Origin of the sequence: Mesorhizobium sp. CC13, assembly GCF_039907765.1 — a bacterium.
In the GTDB taxonomy this organism is placed as follows: domain Bacteria; phylum Pseudomonadota; class Alphaproteobacteria; order Rhizobiales; family Rhizobiaceae; genus Aminobacter.
Map to the genome: position 1 here is coordinate 62,584 of NZ_JARDJI010000005.1, position 17,698 is coordinate 80,281.

Consider the following 17,698-nt stretch of genomic DNA (forward strand, 5'->3'; position numbering starts at 1 on the left):
TACGCCCGCCTGAACCACGAACTCATTCTCGTTTGACCTCCCGGCGCGACGGCGCTGCCGGGCAAGGATACCGCACGCTCGTGCGGCGGATATTTGGGAGAGCCTAAGATGACCTTTCACGCCCGCTCCATCGTCGAATTCGGCCATTTCCTGAACAGGGTTTCGGACAGCCTGCTCAACGGCAAGCCGCTGCGCAGCTCGCTCGAACTCATCCGCGAGCAGTTCGATGCCTATGCCGCAGTGCTGGTGATCGAAGACCGGACACGCACCGGCGAGACCTACTACGCGTTCACCGAAATCAACGAACCGATGCTGGACGCCGCCGGCGTTCCCCTCGCCCGCCCGGCGCAGCTCGCCTATCTGGCGGAACGCTGCCAGCCCATGACAGCGACGCACGTGACCGCCGACGACGCCGCGCGCTACACGCTCTGGGTGTTCCGCGACCGTGCCGGCGCAAAATTCGACGACGACGCGGCTTCCGTCTGCGAGATCCTCGTCTCGCAACTCGTCCGGGGTGTCGAAACGTCGTGGCGGATGGGCGCCACTGAGGTCGAGCGCAGGCTCTATTCCGACGTCATGGACAAGCTCTATGTCGGCGTCGTCATCCTCGACCATTCGGGCAAGATCGTCCGCGCTTCGGATGCGGCGCTCAAGCTGCTGCAGACCCGCGACGGGCTGCAGGTCCAGAGCAATCGCCTGCGCGCCACCTCGGCCAAGGAAGACCGCGATTTCCAGAACCTGGTGAAGATCGCCATGCAGAGCGCGGCCGACGACGAGGGTACCGTCTCGCGCGGGCTGTCGCTGACCAAGCAGTCGGGCTCGCGCAATCTCGGCGTCATCGTCCGGCCGATCCGCGGCAGCAAGGACAACGCGGCAGCGGCCAATTCGGCGGTTGCGGTGTACATCCGCGACCCTGAGGCCAATTCCGAAGTCGAGGGCGATCTCGTGCGCCAGCTCTTCGACCTCACCCCGGCCGAGGCGGCCGTCGCACGCCGCCTGACCGCCGGCCTGTCGCTGGAGGACGCCGCAAGCTCGCTCGACATCAGCCGTAACACCGCGCGTGCCCACCTGCGCTCGATCTTCTCCAAGAGCGGCATCACGCGGCAGACCGAGCTCGTGCGGCTCGTGCTCAACAGCGCCGTCATCCTCGGCCATGGTCCGCGCCAGGCGGCGTAGGGGCCAGGCCGCTCTCTCCCAACCAGTCAACCCAAGCTGAAAGCGCCGGTGGACCAGGTCCCCGGCGCTTCTTTTTTTGCTGGCTGCAGTGAATGGCTGGGAATGACCGGTGTCGCCGCAAACAAAAAGGCGCCGCGAACGGCGCCTTTCTCGGTCAGAACAGCGATTTCAGCTGTTCCCTGGAGTAGCCCACCCCTTCGTGGGCCCGGCCCTGCCGGACCTTCAGCGCCCAGGCCGGATCGGCGAGCAATGCCCGGCCGACAGCGAGGATATCGAACTCGTCGCGTGCCAGCGGCCTTTCGATCACCTCGAGCGAGGTGGCCTCGGCGGCATTGAGTCCCGGGCGGTCCAGCCCGGCGCCGCCGACGGCGATGACGGGCAATCCGGTGAGCCTCTTCGTCCAGCCGGCGAGCGTCATGTCGTTCTCGGCCGGGAAGCCCGGCTCCCAAAGGCGTCGTGTCGAACAATGCACGATGCTGACGCCGGCATCGACCAGCGGCTCCAGCACATCGGCCAGTTCGGCAGGCGTTTCGCCGAGAACCGCCTTGTAGTCCTGCTGCTTCCACTGCGAATAGCGGAACGAGATCGGGAAATCGGGACCGACGCGGCTGCGCATCGCCTCGATGACCTCCACGGCAAAGCGTGTGCGATCGCGGCGATTGCCGCCATAACGATCGGTGCGGCGGTTCGAAGTCGCCCAGAAGAACTCGTCGATCAGGTAGCCATGCGCGCCGTGGATCTCGACGCCGTCGAAGCCCAGACGCTGCGCCGCTTCAGCGGCCTCGGCGTAGGATTCGATGACCTCGAAGATCTCCTTCTCGGTCATCGCCTTGGTCGGTTCGGCATGGCCGGTAAAGGCGTTGAGGTTTTCCGATGGCCCGACGCCGGGAACGCCCGGCTGGGGCGCCATCGAGGAGTTGCGGAAGCTGCCGGTGTGCCAGAGCTGCGGGAAGATCTTGCCGCCGGCGGCATGCACCGCCGTTCGCACCTTGGCCCAGCCGGCCAGAGCTGCCTCGCCGGCGAAATAGGGCACGCCCTCGTAGCTCGGCGCCGTCGGATGACCGATATAGGTTGCCTCGGTGAGGATCAGCCCGACCTGGTTCAGCGCGCGCCGCGAATAATAGGCCGACACCTTCTCGTGCGGCACGCCGTCGGCACAGAAATAGCGCGACATCGGTGCCATGGCGATGCGGTTGGACAGCTCCAGGCCGCCGAGCTTGATCGGCCTGAACAGCCTGTCGGCGATCTGCCCGTCGGTAGTCTTCTCAGCGCACACGGTTGCCACGGATCTCATTGCCTCTGCGCATGGTTTCGATGAAGGCTTCGAGCGGCGCCGGTTCCGGCAGCGCCTCGTCGGGACCGGAGCGCGCCCAGAATTCCTTCCAGGACGGGAACAGGTCGTGGAACGAGCCTTCATAGGGCTCGCGGCCCGGCCAGCGCATCTTGCGCGAGCCGACGGGCGGCTTGTTGAGGTCGGTGGCGTACCAGTAGAGCGGCTGGCGGCGGCGGAAGAACCAGCGGCCGTCGATGCGCTCGTAGCGGTCGTAGTACATCATCTGCATGATGACCCACTCGGCGCCGCATTCGTGCTCGTTCTTGGAATAGACGACGCCCACCGCATTGTCGGCGTCGACGAACTCGATGATGGTCGAGCCGACATGGTGCGAGGTGCCGTCGAACTGCTTGCGCATGGTCTCGTCGAGCCAGTCGCGCAGGGCCGCCCTGCCCGACTTGCCGCCGCCGACCTTGACGTCGGGCGCGAACAGCGAGGCCATCGCGTTCATGTCGCGCATGTCGAGCGCCAGCGAATATTTGGAAATCAGCTGGCGGATCTCGTCGCGCGACTCGAGCCTGTCCAGCCGCGCCAGGATCTCGGCCTGCGCGTCGCTCGTCTTGTCCATAATCACCTCCGGTGGCCGAAGCGCCGCGCGCCTCAGAAGTAGTAGCGGCCGACCATGTCGGCGACGCAGCCCGGCTTCACCGATCCCTCGATCTCGATGGTCACGCGCACGGTCGTCTGCACGGCGTTGCCGGGCAGGAGCTCGGCGCTGACCAGCTCGCCAGTGGCGCGAACCCTGGAGTTCACCGGCACGGGTGCTGGGAAGCGCAGCCGGTCGCAGCCGTAGTTGATGCCCATCTTCATGCCTTCCGCCTTGAACAGGTCGGGCAGGAAGCCGTTGATCAGCGAAAACGTCAGGCAGCCATGCGCCACTGTGCCACCGAACGGGCCGTTCTTGGCGCGATCAGGATCGACATGGATCCACTGGTGGTCGCCGGTCGCCTCGGCGAACATGTCGATGCGCGCCTGGTCGATGACGAGCCAGTCGGTCGAGCCGAGGTTCTGGCCGATCGCCGCCACCGCCTCGTCGGGCGAGGAGAAGACGAGGCCCATCGTCAGGCCCTCTGGCTGGAGACGGAGACGATCTCGCCGACCATGTAGCCGGCATAGTCGCTGGCGAGGAACATCATGACGTTGGCGATTTCCCAAACTTCCGCCGCGCGACCGAAGGCCTCCTGGCTCGCCAGCGCGTCGAGCTGTTCCTGCGGCGCCGAGCGCTTGAGGAAGTCGTGCATGGCGATCGACGGCGAGACCGCATTGATGCGGATGCCGTATTCGGCGGCTTCCACCGCCGAGCAGCGGGTGAAGGCCATCACGCCGGCCTTGGCGGCGGCATAATGCGACTGGCCCTTCTGGGCGCGCCAGCCGAGCACGGAGGCGTTGTTGACGATGGCGCCCTTGCCGCGCGGCTGCATCTTCTTCAGCGCCGCGCGGGTCATGCGCATCGTGCCCGTAAGGGTCACGTCGAGGACCAGGTTCCATTCGGCGTCGGTCATCTCGACGACAGGCTTCAAACCGCCGAGACCGGCATTGTTGATCAGCACGTCGATGCCGCCGAGCTTTTCCTCGGCCGCGTCGACCAGCGCCTGGACCTGCTCTTCGTCGGTGACATTGCAGAGCTGGCTGTAGATCTCGACCGTCGCTGAGAACTCGCGCAGCTTCGCGGCCGCTTCGGCCAGGCGACGCTCATGCACGTCGGAGATCATGATGGCGCGGCAGCCCTCCTCGATCGCCTTGCGGGCGGCGGCAAAGCCGATGCCGACGCCGGCGGCAGCGGTGATGAGCACGGAGCGGCCCTTGAGCAGGCCATGGCCCTCGACATAGGGCGGCGCGGGAAAAATCTTGGTGGCAGTCATCGTGGGGCGTCCCGGTCTGATTACTTCTTGAAGTCGGCGTCGCGCTTGGAAACGAAGGCGTCGCGCGCCTCCTGCGATTCCTGGGTCAGGTAGGCCTGGGCCGTAAAACCTTGCTCCCAGCGATATTTCTTCTCGAGGTCGCCGTCCTCGATGCCGTTCAGCGCTTCCTTGGCAAGGCGGATCATGATCGCGCTCTTGGCGGCAATGGTCTTGGCAAGCTTGATGGCCGCGTCGCGCAGTTCCTCGCGCGGCACGACCTTCTCGACGGCACCGAGGCGATAGGCTTCGGCCGCATCGATCGGCTCGCCGGTGAAGTACATCTGGCGAACCTTCTGCACCGGAAACAACCGTTGTAGATGCGCACCCGCACCCAGCGCGCCACGGTCGACCTCGGGCACGCCGAAGGTCGCGTCGGGCGAGCACAGGATGATGTCGGCCGAGCCGCAGATGCCGATGCCGCCGCCGAGGATGTAGCCGTGGGCGGCCACGATCACCGGCTTCAGGCCACGATGGATGGCGCGGAAGGTCTCCCAATTGCCGGCATTCACTTCGGGAATGCGCTCGGGATGCTTCTGCAGCTCCTTGATGTCGACGCCGGCGCAGAAGCCCCTGCCCTCGGCGCGGATGACGATCACGCGCACCTCGGCGTTGGCGTTCAGGGCGTCGATCTCCTGCGAGAGCCTGCGCCAGCCGATGCTGTCGAGCGCGTTGACGGGGGCGTTCTCGATCACCAGCTCGGCGATGCCGTCTTCGATCCTGGTCCAGAATTGGTCGCTCATCGAATTCTCTCCAATCAGTTGGCGGCGACGAGCGCCGAGACGGCCTTGATCCGCGCTTCCGCCTCGCCGACGATGCGGGCGATCAGCTCTTCGCAGCTCTCGAGCCTGTCGATCATGGCAGCGGCCTGGCCGGAAGGCAGCAGGCCGGTTTCGGTGTTGCCCTCGACGACGCCGCGCTGCACCAGCGTCGGCAGGTTCGGCGCCATCACGGTCTGGGCGAAGCTGTTCTCGCCGCTCGACAGCACCCTGAGGCCGAGCTTGGCCATGGCGATAGGGCCAAGCCCGCTCTCCTTGCCCCACTGGCGGGCATATTTCATGCTCATGGCGAGGCGCGCCGGCAGGCTCATGTTCTCGAGCCGCCTGATCTCGGCGTTCTCGATGAAGCGCTGCGGCAAGCCGTCGACGGCGGTGGTGGTTCGGATCAGCGTCGGATCCCTGGTGGCGAGGTAGCGGTCGAGCGCCGAACGCGGCACCGGCGATTCCTTGGTCATCAGGAAGCGCGTGCCCATGGCAATGCCTGCCGCGCCGTAGCCGAGGGCAGCGGCAAGACCGCGCCCGTCGAAGAAGCCGCCGGCGGCAACCACCGGGACCTTCACGGCATCCAGCACCTGCGGCAACAGGATGGTCGTGGGCACGGCACCGGTGTGGCCGCCGCCCTCGCCGCCCTGCACGGTGATGATGTCGGCGCCGAGTTCCACCGCCTTGACCGCGTGCTTGACCGCGCCGACGGTCGGCATGCAGACGACGCCGGCGTCCTTCAGACGCTTGATCGTCTTGGCGTCGGGGCCGCGGCCGTAGCTGACGGCGCGCACCTTGTGCTTGATGACGACCGAGATCACTTCCTCGGCGTTGGGCTGGAACATGTGGAAGTTGACGCCGAAGGGACGGTCGGTCTTCGACTTGATGGCGAGGATCTGGTTCTCGACGTCGCCCGGCTCGGTGGTCGCACCGGCGAAGAAGCCGAAGCCGCCGGCGTTGCAGGTCGCGGCGGTGAGGTTGGCGTCGGCGACCCAGCCCATGGCCGTCTGCACCACCGGGTAGCGGCTGCCGAGGCGTTCGCACAGGACGGTATGCAGGCTCATGGGCATTCTCTCTCGCTGGAGGTTCCGGCGACCGCCCGTTGCTCGATGGCATAAGGGCGATCGCACCGTCCTGTTTCAAATGATGCGCCGCACAAAGCGGAACATCGTCTGAATGAACTAACGAAAACGATCAGTAGAAGACGCGTCCGCCGTTGACCATCAGCGTCTGGCCGGTGATGAAGCGCGACTTCTCGCTCGACAGGAAAATCACAGCGTTTGCAATGTCTTCCGGCTCGCTCAGCTCGCCGAGCGGGATCATGTTCCTGGCGCGCTCATAGGCGTCCTTGGGGATGCGCTGCATGGCGCGCGTGTTGGTCGGGCCGGGGCAGACGGCGTTGACGTTGACCTTGAACGGCCCGAGCTCGCGGGCGAGCGCACGGGTGAAGCCGAGCACGCCGGCCTTGGCCGAGGCGTAGTCGACGGTGCCGATGTCGCCGTTCATGGCCGAATCCGACGAGATCGACACGATCTTGCCCGAGCGCCGCTCGCGCATGTCCTCGACAACCTGGCGCGTGCACATCAGCGTCGTCATCAGCGACACACCGATCACGAACTGCAGCGTCTCCGGCTTTGCCTGCCAGAATTCCGAATAGTTCTCGCGCGCGGTCTGGCCGATGTTGTTGAGCAGCATGTCGACAGGACCAAGCTCGCGCTTGATGCGCGCAAAGCTGTCGGTCACCACCTCCTGGTTCATCATGTCGCCCACGAGCGGCAGCGCCTTGACGTTCAGGGCGCGTACCAGCTCGGCGGTTTCGGCCAGCGCCTCGGCCTCGCGGTCGAGGATCGCGACATCGGCGCCTTCCTGCGCATAGGCGATCGCCGCCGCGCGGCCGATGCCGTTGCCGGCGCCGGTCACAACGGCGATCTTGCCGGCGAATTGTCTCTGGTCAGTCATGCTTTCCTCCCTCGGGAAATCTTGTCTGCGAATGAGTGAAATCGTCAGCCATGGCGGCCGAAAAGCGCGAGGACCCGGTAGGACAGGTCGTCCGACCCGGGCCGCCCGAGCGGGCTGCCTGCGGCGAAATCGCTGTAAGCGTCGGGGTCGACGGCGCGCCTGGTCGACCAGTCGAGCGTGATCGAGCGGCCGAGGAAACGCCATTCGCCGTCGTCGCGCCGGTAGCGGTCGAGGCTGCGGCTGCCGGTGATCACTTCGTGCGCGTCGGGGCCGTGCTTGCGGTGGTAATTGATCTTGTAGACCTCGCCCTCGGCGCGGTCGCCATCGATCTCGAAGCTGGTATTGACCACGTAGTGCGCAGTCGCGGCATAGTTCGACAGCGCCTTCTCGACGAAGGCCATGTATTCGTCCGGCCCGCCCACGAACATGTCGCCATGCTCCTCGAAGGCCTCGTCGTGGTAGAGGCTGCGCAGCAGCTTGAAATCGCGCCGGTCGACCGCCCGCGAATAGGCCGTCACCAGCCGCCGCAGCGCGTCGCGCGCCGCGAGTTCCTCGAGGTCTGCCTCCCGAATGCCCATGCCAAATTCCTCCCTGGCTCAGGCGCGCCCTTGCCTTCTACAGCTTGCCGCGCGGCTCCCTGGGCATGCCGAGGCCCTGCTCGGCGATGATGTTGAGCTGGATTTCGTTGGTGCCGCCGTAGATCGTGTCGGCGCGGGCAAACAGGAACATCTGCTGCAGCCGCTCGCGGCGCGGATCGTCGGAGACGACGTTGGCGTCCATCTTCAGCACGTCCATGGCGAGGCGGCCGAGGTCGCGGTGCCAGTTCGACCACTGGTACTTGTAGGTCAGCGCCTCGCGCCGCGTTTCGGCAGACTGGTCGTCGCTCAAAACGCGCATGGCGAGGTAGCGCATGGCGCGCAGGCCGGTCCAGGCATGGGCGACGCGCTGGCGGATCGCCGGCGACCGGTCGGAGCCGTTCTCCTTGGCGATCTCCACGATCAGGTCGAGCTCCTGCTGGAAGCTCATCTGCTGGCCAAGGGTGGAAATGCCGCGCTCGAAGCCGAGCAGCGCCATGGCGATCTTCCAGCCATCGCCGGGCTGACCGACGACGTCCCCGGCCTTGGCGCGGGCGCCGTCGAAGAACACCGAGTTGAACTCGGCGCCGCCGCCGATCTGCTTGATCGGATGGATGTCGACACCCGGCTGGGCAAGCGGCATCAAAAGGAAGATCAGGCCGTTGCGGCCGACCGAGCCTTCCTCGCAGCGCGCCACGACGAAAATCCAGTCGGACAGATGCGCGAGCGAGGTCCAGACCTTCTGGCCCGAAACGATCCAGTCGCCGGTCTCTGGGTCGAGCTTGGCGCGGGTCTTGATGTTGCCGAAGTCGGAACCGGCGCTCGGCTCGGAATAGCCCTGGCACCAGAATTCCGTGCCGCTGAGAATGCCCGGCAGGAAGCGCTTCTTCTGGTCCTCGGTGCCGAAGGCGATCAGCGTCGGCCCCATCAGGCCCTCGCCGATATGGCCCATGCGACCCGGCCCGCCGGCCCGGCTGTACTCTTCCTGGAAGGCGACCTGCTCGGCGACGGAAAGCCCGCGCCCGCCATGTTCCTGCGGCCAGCCCGGGCAGGTCCACCGGCCGGCAGCCAGTTCGCGCTCCCATTCCTTGCGCAATTGCGGCAGGACATCGCCCTCGCCCGAACCGCCGCGATGTTTCAGCTCCGCGAACTTGCCGGCGAGATGCCTTGCCATCCACTCGCGCACTTCTGTGCGAAATGCGATCAGATCGCTCATTTCAGGCCTCCGTCGCCGAAGACGGACGCGGCAATGCCGTCGAGATGGGCGTCGTGCGAACCGAGTAGTGCTGCACTCGCCTGCGCCCGCTTGAAATAGAGATGTGGGTCGTATTCCCAGGTAAAGCCGACGCCGCCATGCAACTGGATCGCTTCCTCGGCAGCGCGGAACTGCAGGTCGGAAGCGAGCACGCGGGCGCCAGAAATCTCCAGGGCGTTGTCGGCGCCCTCGCCCAGGCTCGCCGCCGCGCCGAAGACCAGCGAGCGTGCCTCGGCGATGTCGACCACCAGCTTGGCGCAGCGATGCTTGATCGCCTGGAAGGAAGCGATGGTACGGCCGAACTGGACGCGTTCGGCTATGTAGGCGAGCGTGACGTCGAGCGCGCCTTGCGCAGCTCCGAGTTGTTCGGCCGCGAGGCCGAGATTGGCAAAGGCCAGCGCCTGCCCGAACTGGTCGGCACCCACGCTGCCGTCGTCGATGCGGCTGTCTGCCGGGACTTCCACGGCGAGATCGAGCGAAGCGATCGGCCGGGTGCCGTCCAGGACCTTGAACGGCGTGATGGTCTGGCCAGACCCCCGTGACATCGCAAACAACGCCGTCGTCCCATCCTCGAGCCCCGCCGGCACCAGCACGACATCGGCCACTTCGAGATCGACGACGTGGGCGACCCTGCCGTCCAGCCTGTAACCTGTCGCGGTGCGCGTCGCCTTGACCGCAACCGTCGCCGCCGGATCGGCCGCAGAAGGATCGGCATAGGCGACGGTCACGGCCATTTCGCCTGCGGCAATGGCTGCAAGATACTTGGCCTTGGCAGCCTCGTTTCCGGCCGACTGCAACAGCGGTGCCGCCAGGCACACCGTCGACCAGAAGGGCACGCAGGCAAGACGCGCACCGGTGAGTTCCATCAGGATCGCCACCTCGGTGGCACCAAGTCCCACCCCGCCGAATTCCTCCGGGACCGCCATGGCGCACCAACCGAGCTCGCCCGAAATGCTGGCCCACAGCGCCGCATCGTGGCTGGCACCCGCATCGACGACGCTCCGGATCGCTTCGGAAGACGATTGTTCGCGCAGGAAGCGCTGGGCTTCCTCGCGGATCATCTGCTGGTCTGGTGTGAATTCGAGCATGCGGTCCTGTCGGGCACGGATTGGAGCGACGCCATTGCGCCTGATGCGGCAACGAAGCGCTTCATGCCGGATGCCACCGGCCGGCGCCAGCAACATCGTCCAAATGTGGGATGCTGGCGCTTGACCCCGACTAGTCTACTCGCTGCCGACGGCCGGTGCGAAGCGGTCGCGCAGTGCACTGGAGGAGACTATGGGGCTCAAGCGTTTCGACAACAAGGTGGTGCTGGTCACCGGCGCCGCATCGGGCATAGGTCGCGCCACCGCCCTGCGCCTCGCCTCCGAGGGGGCGACGCTGATCCTCGCCGACCGCAACCTCGAAGGTGCAAGGCAGGTTTGCGCCATAGCCAAGGAACAGTTCGGCACACGCGCGGATGCGCTTGCCTATGACGCCGCCGACAAGGCCTCGGCGCGCCGGATGGTCGATGAGGCCCTGGCGCTCCACGGCCGCTTCGACAGCCTCATCAACAATGCCGGCATCTATCGCCGCGACCATTTCGCCAACCAGACCGGCGACGACTGGTCGCTGGTCTTCGGCATCAACCTCGAAAGCGTCTTCCATGTCGTGCACCAGGCCTTGCCGGCGCTTGTCGCATCGCGCGGCAATGTCGTGTCGACGGCTTCGACCGCCGGCCTGCAGGGCATCGCCTACGCCGCCGCCTATGCCGCCTCCAAGGCCGGTATCATCGCCATGACCAAGTCGCTTGCGACGGAATATGCGCCGAAGGGCGTGCGCTTCAACGCCATCTGCCCCGGCCGGGTGCGCACCGAAATCGGCACCGGCCTGCAGCCGATCGAGGACCAGGACCCCGCCATCATGGTCAAGCCGCCCAAGCTCGCCGGCAAGGAAAGCGGCGAGCCCGAGGACATCGCCAGCGCCTTTGCCTATCTCGCCTCCGACGAGGCCTGCTTCGTCACCGGCGCCGTCCTCGTCGTCGACGGCGCCCAGACGGTGGGCTGAGCAAGGTCAGCCGGTGCGAAAGGTCATGTCGGTGCGCCGGTGGGCAAAGCGCCAGCCGTCGGCGTTGCGCACGAAGCGGTCGAAGTAACGCCCGACGACCCGAGCCACCGTCGCGTTCGGGTCGTCGCGGCTGCTGCCGTGATAGGTGAAGCAGGCGACGCCGGTCGCATGGTCCGCGTCGATCAGGTCGATGACGACGTTGTGCGCCATGTGGATCGTGGTGTCGGTCTGCGCCTTGGCGTCGAGATAGGCGCGCATTTCGGCATGACCCTTGAGCGGGCCCTTCCAGGTTTCCCACAACCCGTCGGGCGCCCAGAGCCCCACCAGCTCCTCGTGCCGGTAGCCGTCGACGAGGATGCAATAGCGCTGCACAAGCCTGGCGCATTCATGCTCGGCCGCGATCCGGTCTGCCAGATCCATGTTCGTCCTCCCCTGAAATCGGGACCAGCGTCGCGTCTGTCGAAAACGGGTTCATCCTCCAAACGAACGATGGCGGACGCATCCAGGGCAGCAGCTATGGAGCCGACTGCCCAAGGAAGGAAAAGACATGCCTGACATCGAGGCACGCCTTGCGGCGCTGGAAGCGCGCATCAAGGGGCTGGAGGACCAGTTGGCCATCTACCAGCTGTTCGCGACCTACGGCCCCTCCGTCGACAGCCGCACCGGCAGCGTCACGGCATCGCTGTGGGCCGAGGACGGCGCCTATGACTTCGGCGGCGATCCGCTCGTCGGCGCGGAAAGGGTCGGTTCGCTGGTGGATATCGAGCCGCATGTCCATTACGTCGCCGACGGCTGCGCCCATGTGCTGAGCATGCCGCATGTCACCGTCGACGGCGACAAGGCGGTGGCCACGGGCTATTCGCGCGTCTACCTCATCCATGGCGACCACTGGCGCGTCGAGCGGGCCAGCGCCAATCGCTGGGAACTCGTCCGCACGGCTGACGGCTGGCGCGTGCAGAACCGTGTCAACCGATTGCTCAACGGCCAGGCGGAGGCGCGAGACCTGCTGTCGAGCGGTGTGAAGCGGGAAGGCTGAGGCCCAACGGGCATCCCCGCTGGCATCGTCCGAACGTGGGATGTCCGGACCGGCACGTGCCGCCATGGTGGCCGGCCGGAGGACACGACATGAAATCACTCGAGGGCAAGGCGGTGGTCATCACCGGCGCCGGGTCGGGCCTGGGCGCTGCCTATGCGCGCCACGCGGCCGGGCTAGGTGCGGCGATCGTCGTCAACGACATCAGCGCGGAGGCCGCACAGTCGACGGTCGATTCGATAGCTGCTGCTGGCGGCAAGGCCGTCGCGCATGCCGGCGACGTCTCGTCCTGGAGCTATGCGCAGTCGCTCGTCGACGCCTGCATAGACGCCTTCGGCGCCATCAATGGCATCGTCAACAACGCCGGCATCCTGCGCATCGGCAAGATCCTCGATCTCACCGAAGCCGACATGCGGCGCATGGTCGAGATCAACCTCATCGGCACCGCTGCCTGCGCCAGCCATGCGGCACGGCGCATGCTCGCAGCCGGCAAGGGCGGTTCGATCATCAATGTCGCCTCGGGATCGCAGGCCGGCGACATTGCCCTTGGCGGCTACGGCGCGACGAAGGGCGGGGTCGCATCCCTGACCTACAGCTGGGCCATGGAACTGCGCGGCACCGGCGTGCGCGTGAATGCGCTGTCGCCTCTGGCCGAAACGGCAATGGCCGCCCAGAACAAGGCCTTGATGGCCGAGCAGGCGGCGAGCCGCGAGGTGCACTATGCCGCCCTGCCCGACGCTGACGTCAATGCGCCAGTGGTCAGCTACCTGCTCTCCGACGCCGCCGAGAAGATCAACGGCCAGGTCGTCCGCATCGCCGGCAAGCAACTGTCCTTCGTCACCCATCCGCTGATCGCCGATCCGGTGATCGAGGGCGACTGGAGCTATGAAGCGGTAGGCGCGGCCTTCGCCGAAACGTTGGCCGACAACCAGCAGCCGCTCGGCCTCGGCTACCAGAGGAAACCGAATTGAGCGCAGCGGAAAACAGACCGGTCGCGGTCGTCACCGGCGCCAGCCGCGGTCTCGGCCGCGGCATCGCCATTGCGCTGGGCGAAGCCGGCTTCACCGTCTATTGCACCGGCCGCAGCGACCGTCAGGCCATAGGCCCCTGGGGCGGCACGGTCCGCGACACAGCCGAAGCGGTCGACCAGTCCGGCGGCAAGGGCATCGTGGCCCTGTGCGATCACCTCGACGACGGCCAGACCGAAGCCCTGTTCAAGCGCGTCGACGCCGAACAGGGCCGGCTCGACCTGCTCGTCAACAACGCCTTCGCCATGCCCGACTGGGCCGTGCCCGACGGCAACTTCTGGGAGCGCCCGCTGTCGCTGTGGCGCGACATGATCGATGTCGGCCTGCGCTCGAGCTATGCGGCAAGCCACTTCGCAGCACCCATCATGGTCCGCCGGCGGTCCGGCCTCATCGCCAACACCTCCGGGCCGGGCGGCAAGGTCTATCGCCACAGCCTGCCCTACGGCGTCGGCAAGGCCGGCCAGGACAAGCTGGCCCACGACATGGCCCATGAGCTGCGGCCCTACGGCGTTGCCGCGATCTCGCTCTGGCCGGGCCTGATCGGCACCGAGCGCACGCTTGCCGGCATCGCCGCGGGCGGTGTGGTCGGCGACAACGCCGGCAACCTGCCGCATATCGAAACGCCGTTCTTCATCGGGCGCATCCTGGCGGCGATCCACAGGGCGGGCGACGCCATCGCGCTGAGCGGCGGCACCTTCTATTCGACCGAACTCGCCGAGCGCTACGGTGTCAGCGATGCTGACGGCCGTCGCCCTGTTTCACGGCGACCGCTGTTCGGCGCGCCGCTCTACCAGCCCATTTCAAACATCGAGAACGCGGATCAATGACGATGCCTGTCGAGAGCGCGACAAATCCTGCCTCGCCGCAGGCTTACACGGCGGCGAACCGTATTATACTCCCAATCGCCGGAAGCCCCGGCGGCGGACGATTCGACCCACGGTTGATCGCTTCGGGATCGCGGGCGGTACTCCCCACCGGACGGGAGGCCTGGCGGTGAGCAGGATGGTGCGTATGGCGCAGATGGACGCAGGCGGGAACGGCACGGACACCCTCGATCGCGACGGCCTGGCGCGCGCCGCCACGAACCCGCGCAAGGAACTGGTGCGCGAGCAGCTCATCGACATCGCCGCCGAGCTGTTCGACAGCAAGGGCTATGCCCAGACGAGCATCAACGACATCGCCCAGGCGCTCGGCCTCGGCCGTTCGGCCGTCTACCACTACTTCCGCAACAAGGAGGAGATGCTGGCGGCGCTGGTCGAGTCGGAGGCGCTGACGCCTTCGCACCGGCTGCAGGAGCTGATGGCAGAACCCGGCTTGTCGGCTTCGGAACGGCTGCGCCGCGCCATTGTCGACGGCATCGTTCGTCGCCTGTCCTCGGGCTCGCGCTTCATCCTCCTGTCGCGCCTCGAAACCCAGATCCCCGAGGCGCTCGGGCCGATCTACAACCAGGGCCGCCGGCACATCTACGATTTCTACGTGCACTGCATTTCCGACGGCATCGGCAGCGGCGAGTTTCGGACCGTCGACCCCAAGGTCACGGCCTTTGCCGTGATCGGCATGGCCAACTGGACATCGCGCTGGTACTCGCCGTCAGGCGCCAAGACACCCATAGAGATCGGGGAGATCATCGCCGACATGGCGCTGGCCGGCCTACGCGCCCACCACGACCAGCCGCGCGACGCCGAGGCGGTGCGCCAGACGATTGCCGGCCTGCGCCAGCAGCTCGACGAGCTGGAGAAGCTGGTGAAGTAGGAACCGGCGACAAATTCCGGCTTCAGGCCAATGACTTGGCGCGATCAGTTCAATCGAACTTCACGCCGGCGTGCTGGATGAAGGCGCTGTAGGTGTCGAAGCGGATGACGGGATCCGTGCCTTTGTAGGCGCGGATGTGGTCCAGCACGGCCTGGCGCGAGCGGCGCCACATCGGCGGCACGATCTCCAGCATCGGCCCGTAGAGGTCGGGCGAACGGTAGTAGAGGATCGGCTGGTCCTGGCCAGCGATGCGGATTTCGTAGTCGCGTTCATAGCCGGCTGCCTCCACCCTGGCAGTCGCCTCGGCATGGTCATGCACCCAGAAGCCGAGATGCTGCAGGCCCTCGCGGCCGGATCCGAGGAAGTCCGTGTAGGGCGACGAGGCGTCGTTGGTCTGCTCGATCAGTTCGATCTGCACGTCGCCCATATAGCCGAAGGCAAGCCGCAGTTCGACCTCGACCGGCCGGCCGCGATGCCAGGTGGTGCTGACCGGCTGGCTGACGCCGCGCTCCATGAAGATGAAGGGACCGACGCCGAAGACGTCGATCCAATGGCGCATCGCCTTTTCGATGTCACGGACGACGAAGCCGAGCTGGGTTGCGGGACCCAGTATGGGCTTGAGGCCCCGTGCTTGTCCGAACTCGGCTGCGGTCATCGTCCCCCCCAAAATGCCCGATCAGTTGAAGATTTCGAACAGGCCGGCAGCGCCCATGCCGCCGCCGACGCACATGGTGACGACGCCGTACTTCACGCTGCGGCGACGGCCCTCGATCAGCACGTGGCCGGTGGTGCGCGCGCCGGTCATGCCGAACGGATGGCCGACGGCGATGGCGCCGCCGTTGACGTTGACCTTGTCGGGATCGATGCCCAGCGTGTCGCGGCAGTAGACGGCCTGGCTGGCGAAGGCCTCGTTGAGCTCCCAGAGGCCGATATCGTCGACCTTGAGGCCATGCTTCTGCAACAGCTTCGGCACCGCGAAGATCGGGCCGATGCCCATTTCCTCGGGCGCGCAGCCGGCGACCGCCATGCCGCGATAGGCGCCGAGCGGCTTGAGGCCGAGCTGTTCGGCCCGCCTGGCTTCCATGACCACGAGTGCGGCAGCGCCGTCCGACAGCTGCGACGAGTTGCCGGCGGTGACGTATTCGCCGAGCTTGATCACCTCGCCGTCGGCGAAGACCGGCTTGAGCTTGGCAAGGCCGTCGAGATTGGTGTCGGCGCGGAAACCTTCGTCCTGCGCCAGCGTCACGTCGTGGAAGCTGGTCTCGTTGGTCTCCTTGTCGATCACCATCTTGCGCGAGGCCATCGGCACGATCTCGTCGTCGAAGCGGCCGGCCTGATGGGCGGCGGCGGTGCGCAACTGGCTGGCAAGCGAGAACTCGTCCTGCGCTTCGCGGCTGATGCCGTACTTCCTGGCGACGATCTCGGCGGTCTCGATCATCGTCATGTACATGTGCGGCCACTGCGAGGTGACAGCCTGCGAACGGGCGCGAAAACTGTTCTTGTGCTTGTTCTGGGTCAGGCTGATCGATTCCACCCCGCCGGCGACGACCGTCTCCATGCCGTCGACGATGATCTGCTTGGCGGCGATCGACACGGCCATCAGGCCCGACGAGCACATGCGGTCGATGGACATGCCGGGCACGCTGTCGGGCAGGCCGGCCGCGGCAGCCGTCAGGCGACCGATGTTGTAGCCCTGCGTGCCCTGCTGGGCCGAGCAGCCCATGACGACGTCCTCGACCGCGTCGAGAGTGATGCCGGCGCGCTTGACCGCTTCGCGCACGACATGCCCGGACAGCGCCGGGGCCTCGGTGTCGTTGAAGGCGCCACGGAAGGCCTTGCCGATGGGAGTGCGGGCGACGGAAACGATGACGGCTTCGCGCAAAGGATTGCTCCAGAACAGTTGTTTTCGGCGGGGAACCGGACAGCAAATGCGCAGGTCATTTCTGCTGCGAAGCGCCCGGAACCGAAGTTTTCCAACTACTTGCTAGGAGCGGCGGAGCCTCTGAACATCGTCTGAAAAGACTAACGGCGGATCCGCAACGCATCGATTGCGAAAGCCCGCTGCGGAGGCGGCGGCGCGGACACCGGAGCCCGCGCCGAGGAAACGATCAGACGTGATAACCGCCATCGACGTTGATGACTTCGCCGGAGATGAAGCCGGCTCGGCTGGAGGCGAGGAAGGAAACGGCCTCGGCGATGTCGATGGCCTTGCCGTTGCGGCGCAGCGGCGTGGCCATGGCTGCGGCCTGCATGTACTTGTCGTCGATATAGCCGAGCTTGCTGAGCTCGGTGTGCTGGCCGGTCTCGATGATGCCAAGCGCTACGCCATTGGCGCGGATGCCGTAGCGCCCCTCTTCCTTGGCCACGCCCTTCATCAGCGCATGCACGGCCGACTTCGGCACCACCGACAGCCCGTCGGCTGCTGCGAAGCGATATTGCGCCGAGCTCTGGCAGGCGACGATCGAACCGCGCGCCTTGCGCAGGTGCGGGATGGCATAGTGGATCACGTTGAAGAAGCCGAAGGCGTCCTGCATCAGGTGCTTGCGCATCTGTTCGGGCTCGATCTTGCTGAGATGGATCAGCGGCACCAGCGGGCCGGCGGCATAGACCACCGTGTGGACGCCGCCATTTGCTTCCGCCACGCCGTCGATAAAGGCGCGGGTCGCCTCGACGTCCTCGATATTGAGCTTGTGGATGGACGCCTTGCGGCCCTCGCCGCGCACCGCTTCTGCTGCAGCTTCCGCCTTGGCCTGGTTGCTGTGGTAAGTCAGCGCCACGTCGCAGCCGTCGCGGGCCAGCACGCGGCAGATCTCGGCGCCCACGCCGCCGCTGCCACCGATGACTATGGCCGCTCCCTCGGCCGGATACAGTCCGCTCATTCC

20 protein-coding genes are annotated in these 17,698 nt (G+C 66.4%); 6 read left to right on the forward strand and 14 right to left on the reverse strand.

Features of this window, described 5'->3' with window-relative positions:
• Positions 1–108 precede the first annotated feature (108 nt).
• Positions 109–1,176 carry a helix-turn-helix transcriptional regulator gene (locus PV773_RS09555; RefSeq protein ID WP_347966133.1) on the forward strand — a complete coding sequence of 356 codons (1,068 nt, stop codon included), beginning with the start codon at positions 109–111 and terminating at the stop codon, positions 1,174–1,176.
• Between the two features lie 154 nt (positions 1,177–1,330).
• On the opposite strand, the gene PV773_RS09560 is transcribed toward PV773_RS09555, so the two are convergent.
• The 10 genes from PV773_RS09560 to PV773_RS09605 all read right to left on the reverse strand — a co-directional run bounded on the left by PV773_RS09560 (position 1,331) and on the right by PV773_RS09605 (position 10,045).
• Entirely contained in the window at positions 1,331–2,461 is a 1,131-nt protein-coding gene (locus PV773_RS09560) for an NADH:flavin oxidoreductase (RefSeq protein WP_347966134.1), read from the reverse strand.
• A complete protein-coding gene (locus PV773_RS09565) occupies positions 2,442–3,077 on the reverse strand; it encodes a nuclear transport factor 2 family protein (RefSeq protein ID WP_347966135.1) in 636 nt (211 codons plus the stop codon). Before PV773_RS09565 ends, PV773_RS09560 begins: the two co-directional genes overlap by 20 nt.
• Positions 3,078–3,109: 32 nt before the next feature.
• Entirely contained in the window at positions 3,110–3,568 is a 459-nt protein-coding gene (locus PV773_RS09570; RefSeq protein WP_347966136.1) for a MaoC family dehydratase, read from the reverse strand.
• Between the two features lie 2 nt (positions 3,569–3,570).
• The gene (locus tag PV773_RS09575) at positions 3,571–4,371 is read right to left on the reverse strand and encodes an SDR family oxidoreductase (RefSeq protein ID WP_347966137.1); all 801 of its coding nucleotides are present in this window, start codon (positions 4,369–4,371) and stop codon (positions 3,571–3,573) included.
• A gap of 20 nt (positions 4,372–4,391) precedes the next feature.
• On the reverse strand, positions 4,392–5,150 hold the full coding sequence (locus PV773_RS09580) for an enoyl-CoA hydratase family protein (protein ID WP_347966138.1): 759 nt from the start codon (positions 5,148–5,150) through the stop codon (positions 4,392–4,394).
• Between the two features lie 14 nt (positions 5,151–5,164).
• Positions 5,165–6,232 (reverse strand): nitronate monooxygenase, encoded by a 1,068-nt coding sequence (locus PV773_RS09585; RefSeq protein ID WP_347966139.1) that lies wholly within the window; start codon positions 6,230–6,232, stop codon positions 5,165–5,167.
• Positions 6,233–6,362: 130 nt separating this feature from the next.
• Positions 6,363–7,127 (reverse strand): SDR family oxidoreductase, encoded by a 765-nt coding sequence (locus PV773_RS09590; protein ID WP_347966140.1) that lies wholly within the window; start codon positions 7,125–7,127, stop codon positions 6,363–6,365.
• A gap of 44 nt (positions 7,128–7,171) precedes the next feature.
• On the reverse strand, positions 7,172–7,705 hold the full coding sequence (locus PV773_RS09595) for a nuclear transport factor 2 family protein (RefSeq protein ID WP_347966141.1): 534 nt from the start codon (positions 7,703–7,705) through the stop codon (positions 7,172–7,174).
• A 37-nt stretch (positions 7,706–7,742) separates the two neighbouring features.
• Positions 7,743–8,918 carry an acyl-CoA dehydrogenase family protein gene (locus PV773_RS09600; RefSeq protein WP_347966142.1) on the reverse strand — a complete coding sequence of 392 codons (1,176 nt, stop codon included), beginning with the start codon at positions 8,916–8,918 and terminating at the stop codon, positions 7,743–7,745.
• Positions 8,915–10,045 carry an acyl-CoA dehydrogenase family protein gene (locus PV773_RS09605; RefSeq protein WP_347966143.1) on the reverse strand — a complete coding sequence of 377 codons (1,131 nt, stop codon included), beginning with the start codon at positions 10,043–10,045 and terminating at the stop codon, positions 8,915–8,917. Before PV773_RS09605 ends, PV773_RS09600 begins: the two co-directional genes overlap by 4 nt.
• Before the next feature lie 190 nt (positions 10,046–10,235).
• Between PV773_RS09605 and PV773_RS09610 the strand changes: the two genes are divergently transcribed.
• Positions 10,236–11,003, forward strand: a complete 768-nt coding sequence (locus PV773_RS09610) for an SDR family NAD(P)-dependent oxidoreductase (protein ID WP_347966144.1) — start codon at positions 10,236–10,238, stop codon at positions 11,001–11,003.
• Between the two features lie 6 nt (positions 11,004–11,009).
• Here PV773_RS09610 and PV773_RS09615 read toward each other — a convergent pair whose 3' ends face one another.
• Complete coding sequence (locus tag PV773_RS09615; RefSeq protein WP_347966145.1) at positions 11,010–11,423, reverse strand: nuclear transport factor 2 family protein; 414 nt, start codon at positions 11,421–11,423, stop codon at positions 11,010–11,012.
• 127 nt (positions 11,424–11,550) lie between these two features.
• On the opposite strand from PV773_RS09615, the gene PV773_RS09620 reads away from it, so the two are divergent.
• The 4 genes from PV773_RS09620 (at position 11,551) to PV773_RS09635 (ending at position 14,816) form a co-directional block, all read left to right on the forward strand.
• Complete coding sequence (locus tag PV773_RS09620; RefSeq protein ID WP_347966146.1) at positions 11,551–12,039, forward strand: nuclear transport factor 2 family protein; 489 nt, start codon at positions 11,551–11,553, stop codon at positions 12,037–12,039.
• 89 nt (positions 12,040–12,128) lie between these two features.
• Positions 12,129–13,007, forward strand: a complete 879-nt coding sequence (locus PV773_RS09625; protein WP_347966147.1) for an SDR family oxidoreductase — start codon at positions 12,129–12,131, stop codon at positions 13,005–13,007.
• A complete protein-coding gene (locus PV773_RS09630; RefSeq protein ID WP_347966148.1) occupies positions 13,004–13,891 on the forward strand; it encodes an SDR family NAD(P)-dependent oxidoreductase in 888 nt (295 codons plus the stop codon). Before PV773_RS09625 ends, PV773_RS09630 begins: the two co-directional genes overlap by 4 nt.
• Before the next feature lie 184 nt (positions 13,892–14,075).
• A complete protein-coding gene (locus PV773_RS09635) occupies positions 14,076–14,816 on the forward strand; it encodes a TetR/AcrR family transcriptional regulator (protein WP_347966149.1) in 741 nt (246 codons plus the stop codon).
• Between the two features lie 49 nt (positions 14,817–14,865).
• Here PV773_RS09635 and PV773_RS09640 read toward each other — a convergent pair whose 3' ends face one another.
• The 3 genes from PV773_RS09640 to PV773_RS09650 form a co-directional block, all read right to left on the reverse strand.
• Positions 14,866–15,471, reverse strand: coding sequence for a VOC family protein (locus tag PV773_RS09640; RefSeq protein WP_347966150.1), 606 nt, complete (start codon positions 15,469–15,471; stop codon positions 14,866–14,868).
• Between the two features lie 21 nt (positions 15,472–15,492).
• On the reverse strand, positions 15,493–16,698 hold the full coding sequence (locus PV773_RS09645) for an acetyl-CoA C-acyltransferase (protein WP_347966151.1): 1,206 nt from the start codon (positions 16,696–16,698) through the stop codon (positions 15,493–15,495).
• A gap of 226 nt (positions 16,699–16,924) precedes the next feature.
• The gene (locus PV773_RS09650) at positions 16,925–17,695 is read right to left on the reverse strand and encodes an SDR family oxidoreductase (RefSeq protein ID WP_347966152.1); all 771 of its coding nucleotides are present in this window, start codon (positions 17,693–17,695) and stop codon (positions 16,925–16,927) included.
• Positions 17,696–17,698 lie beyond the last annotated feature (3 nt).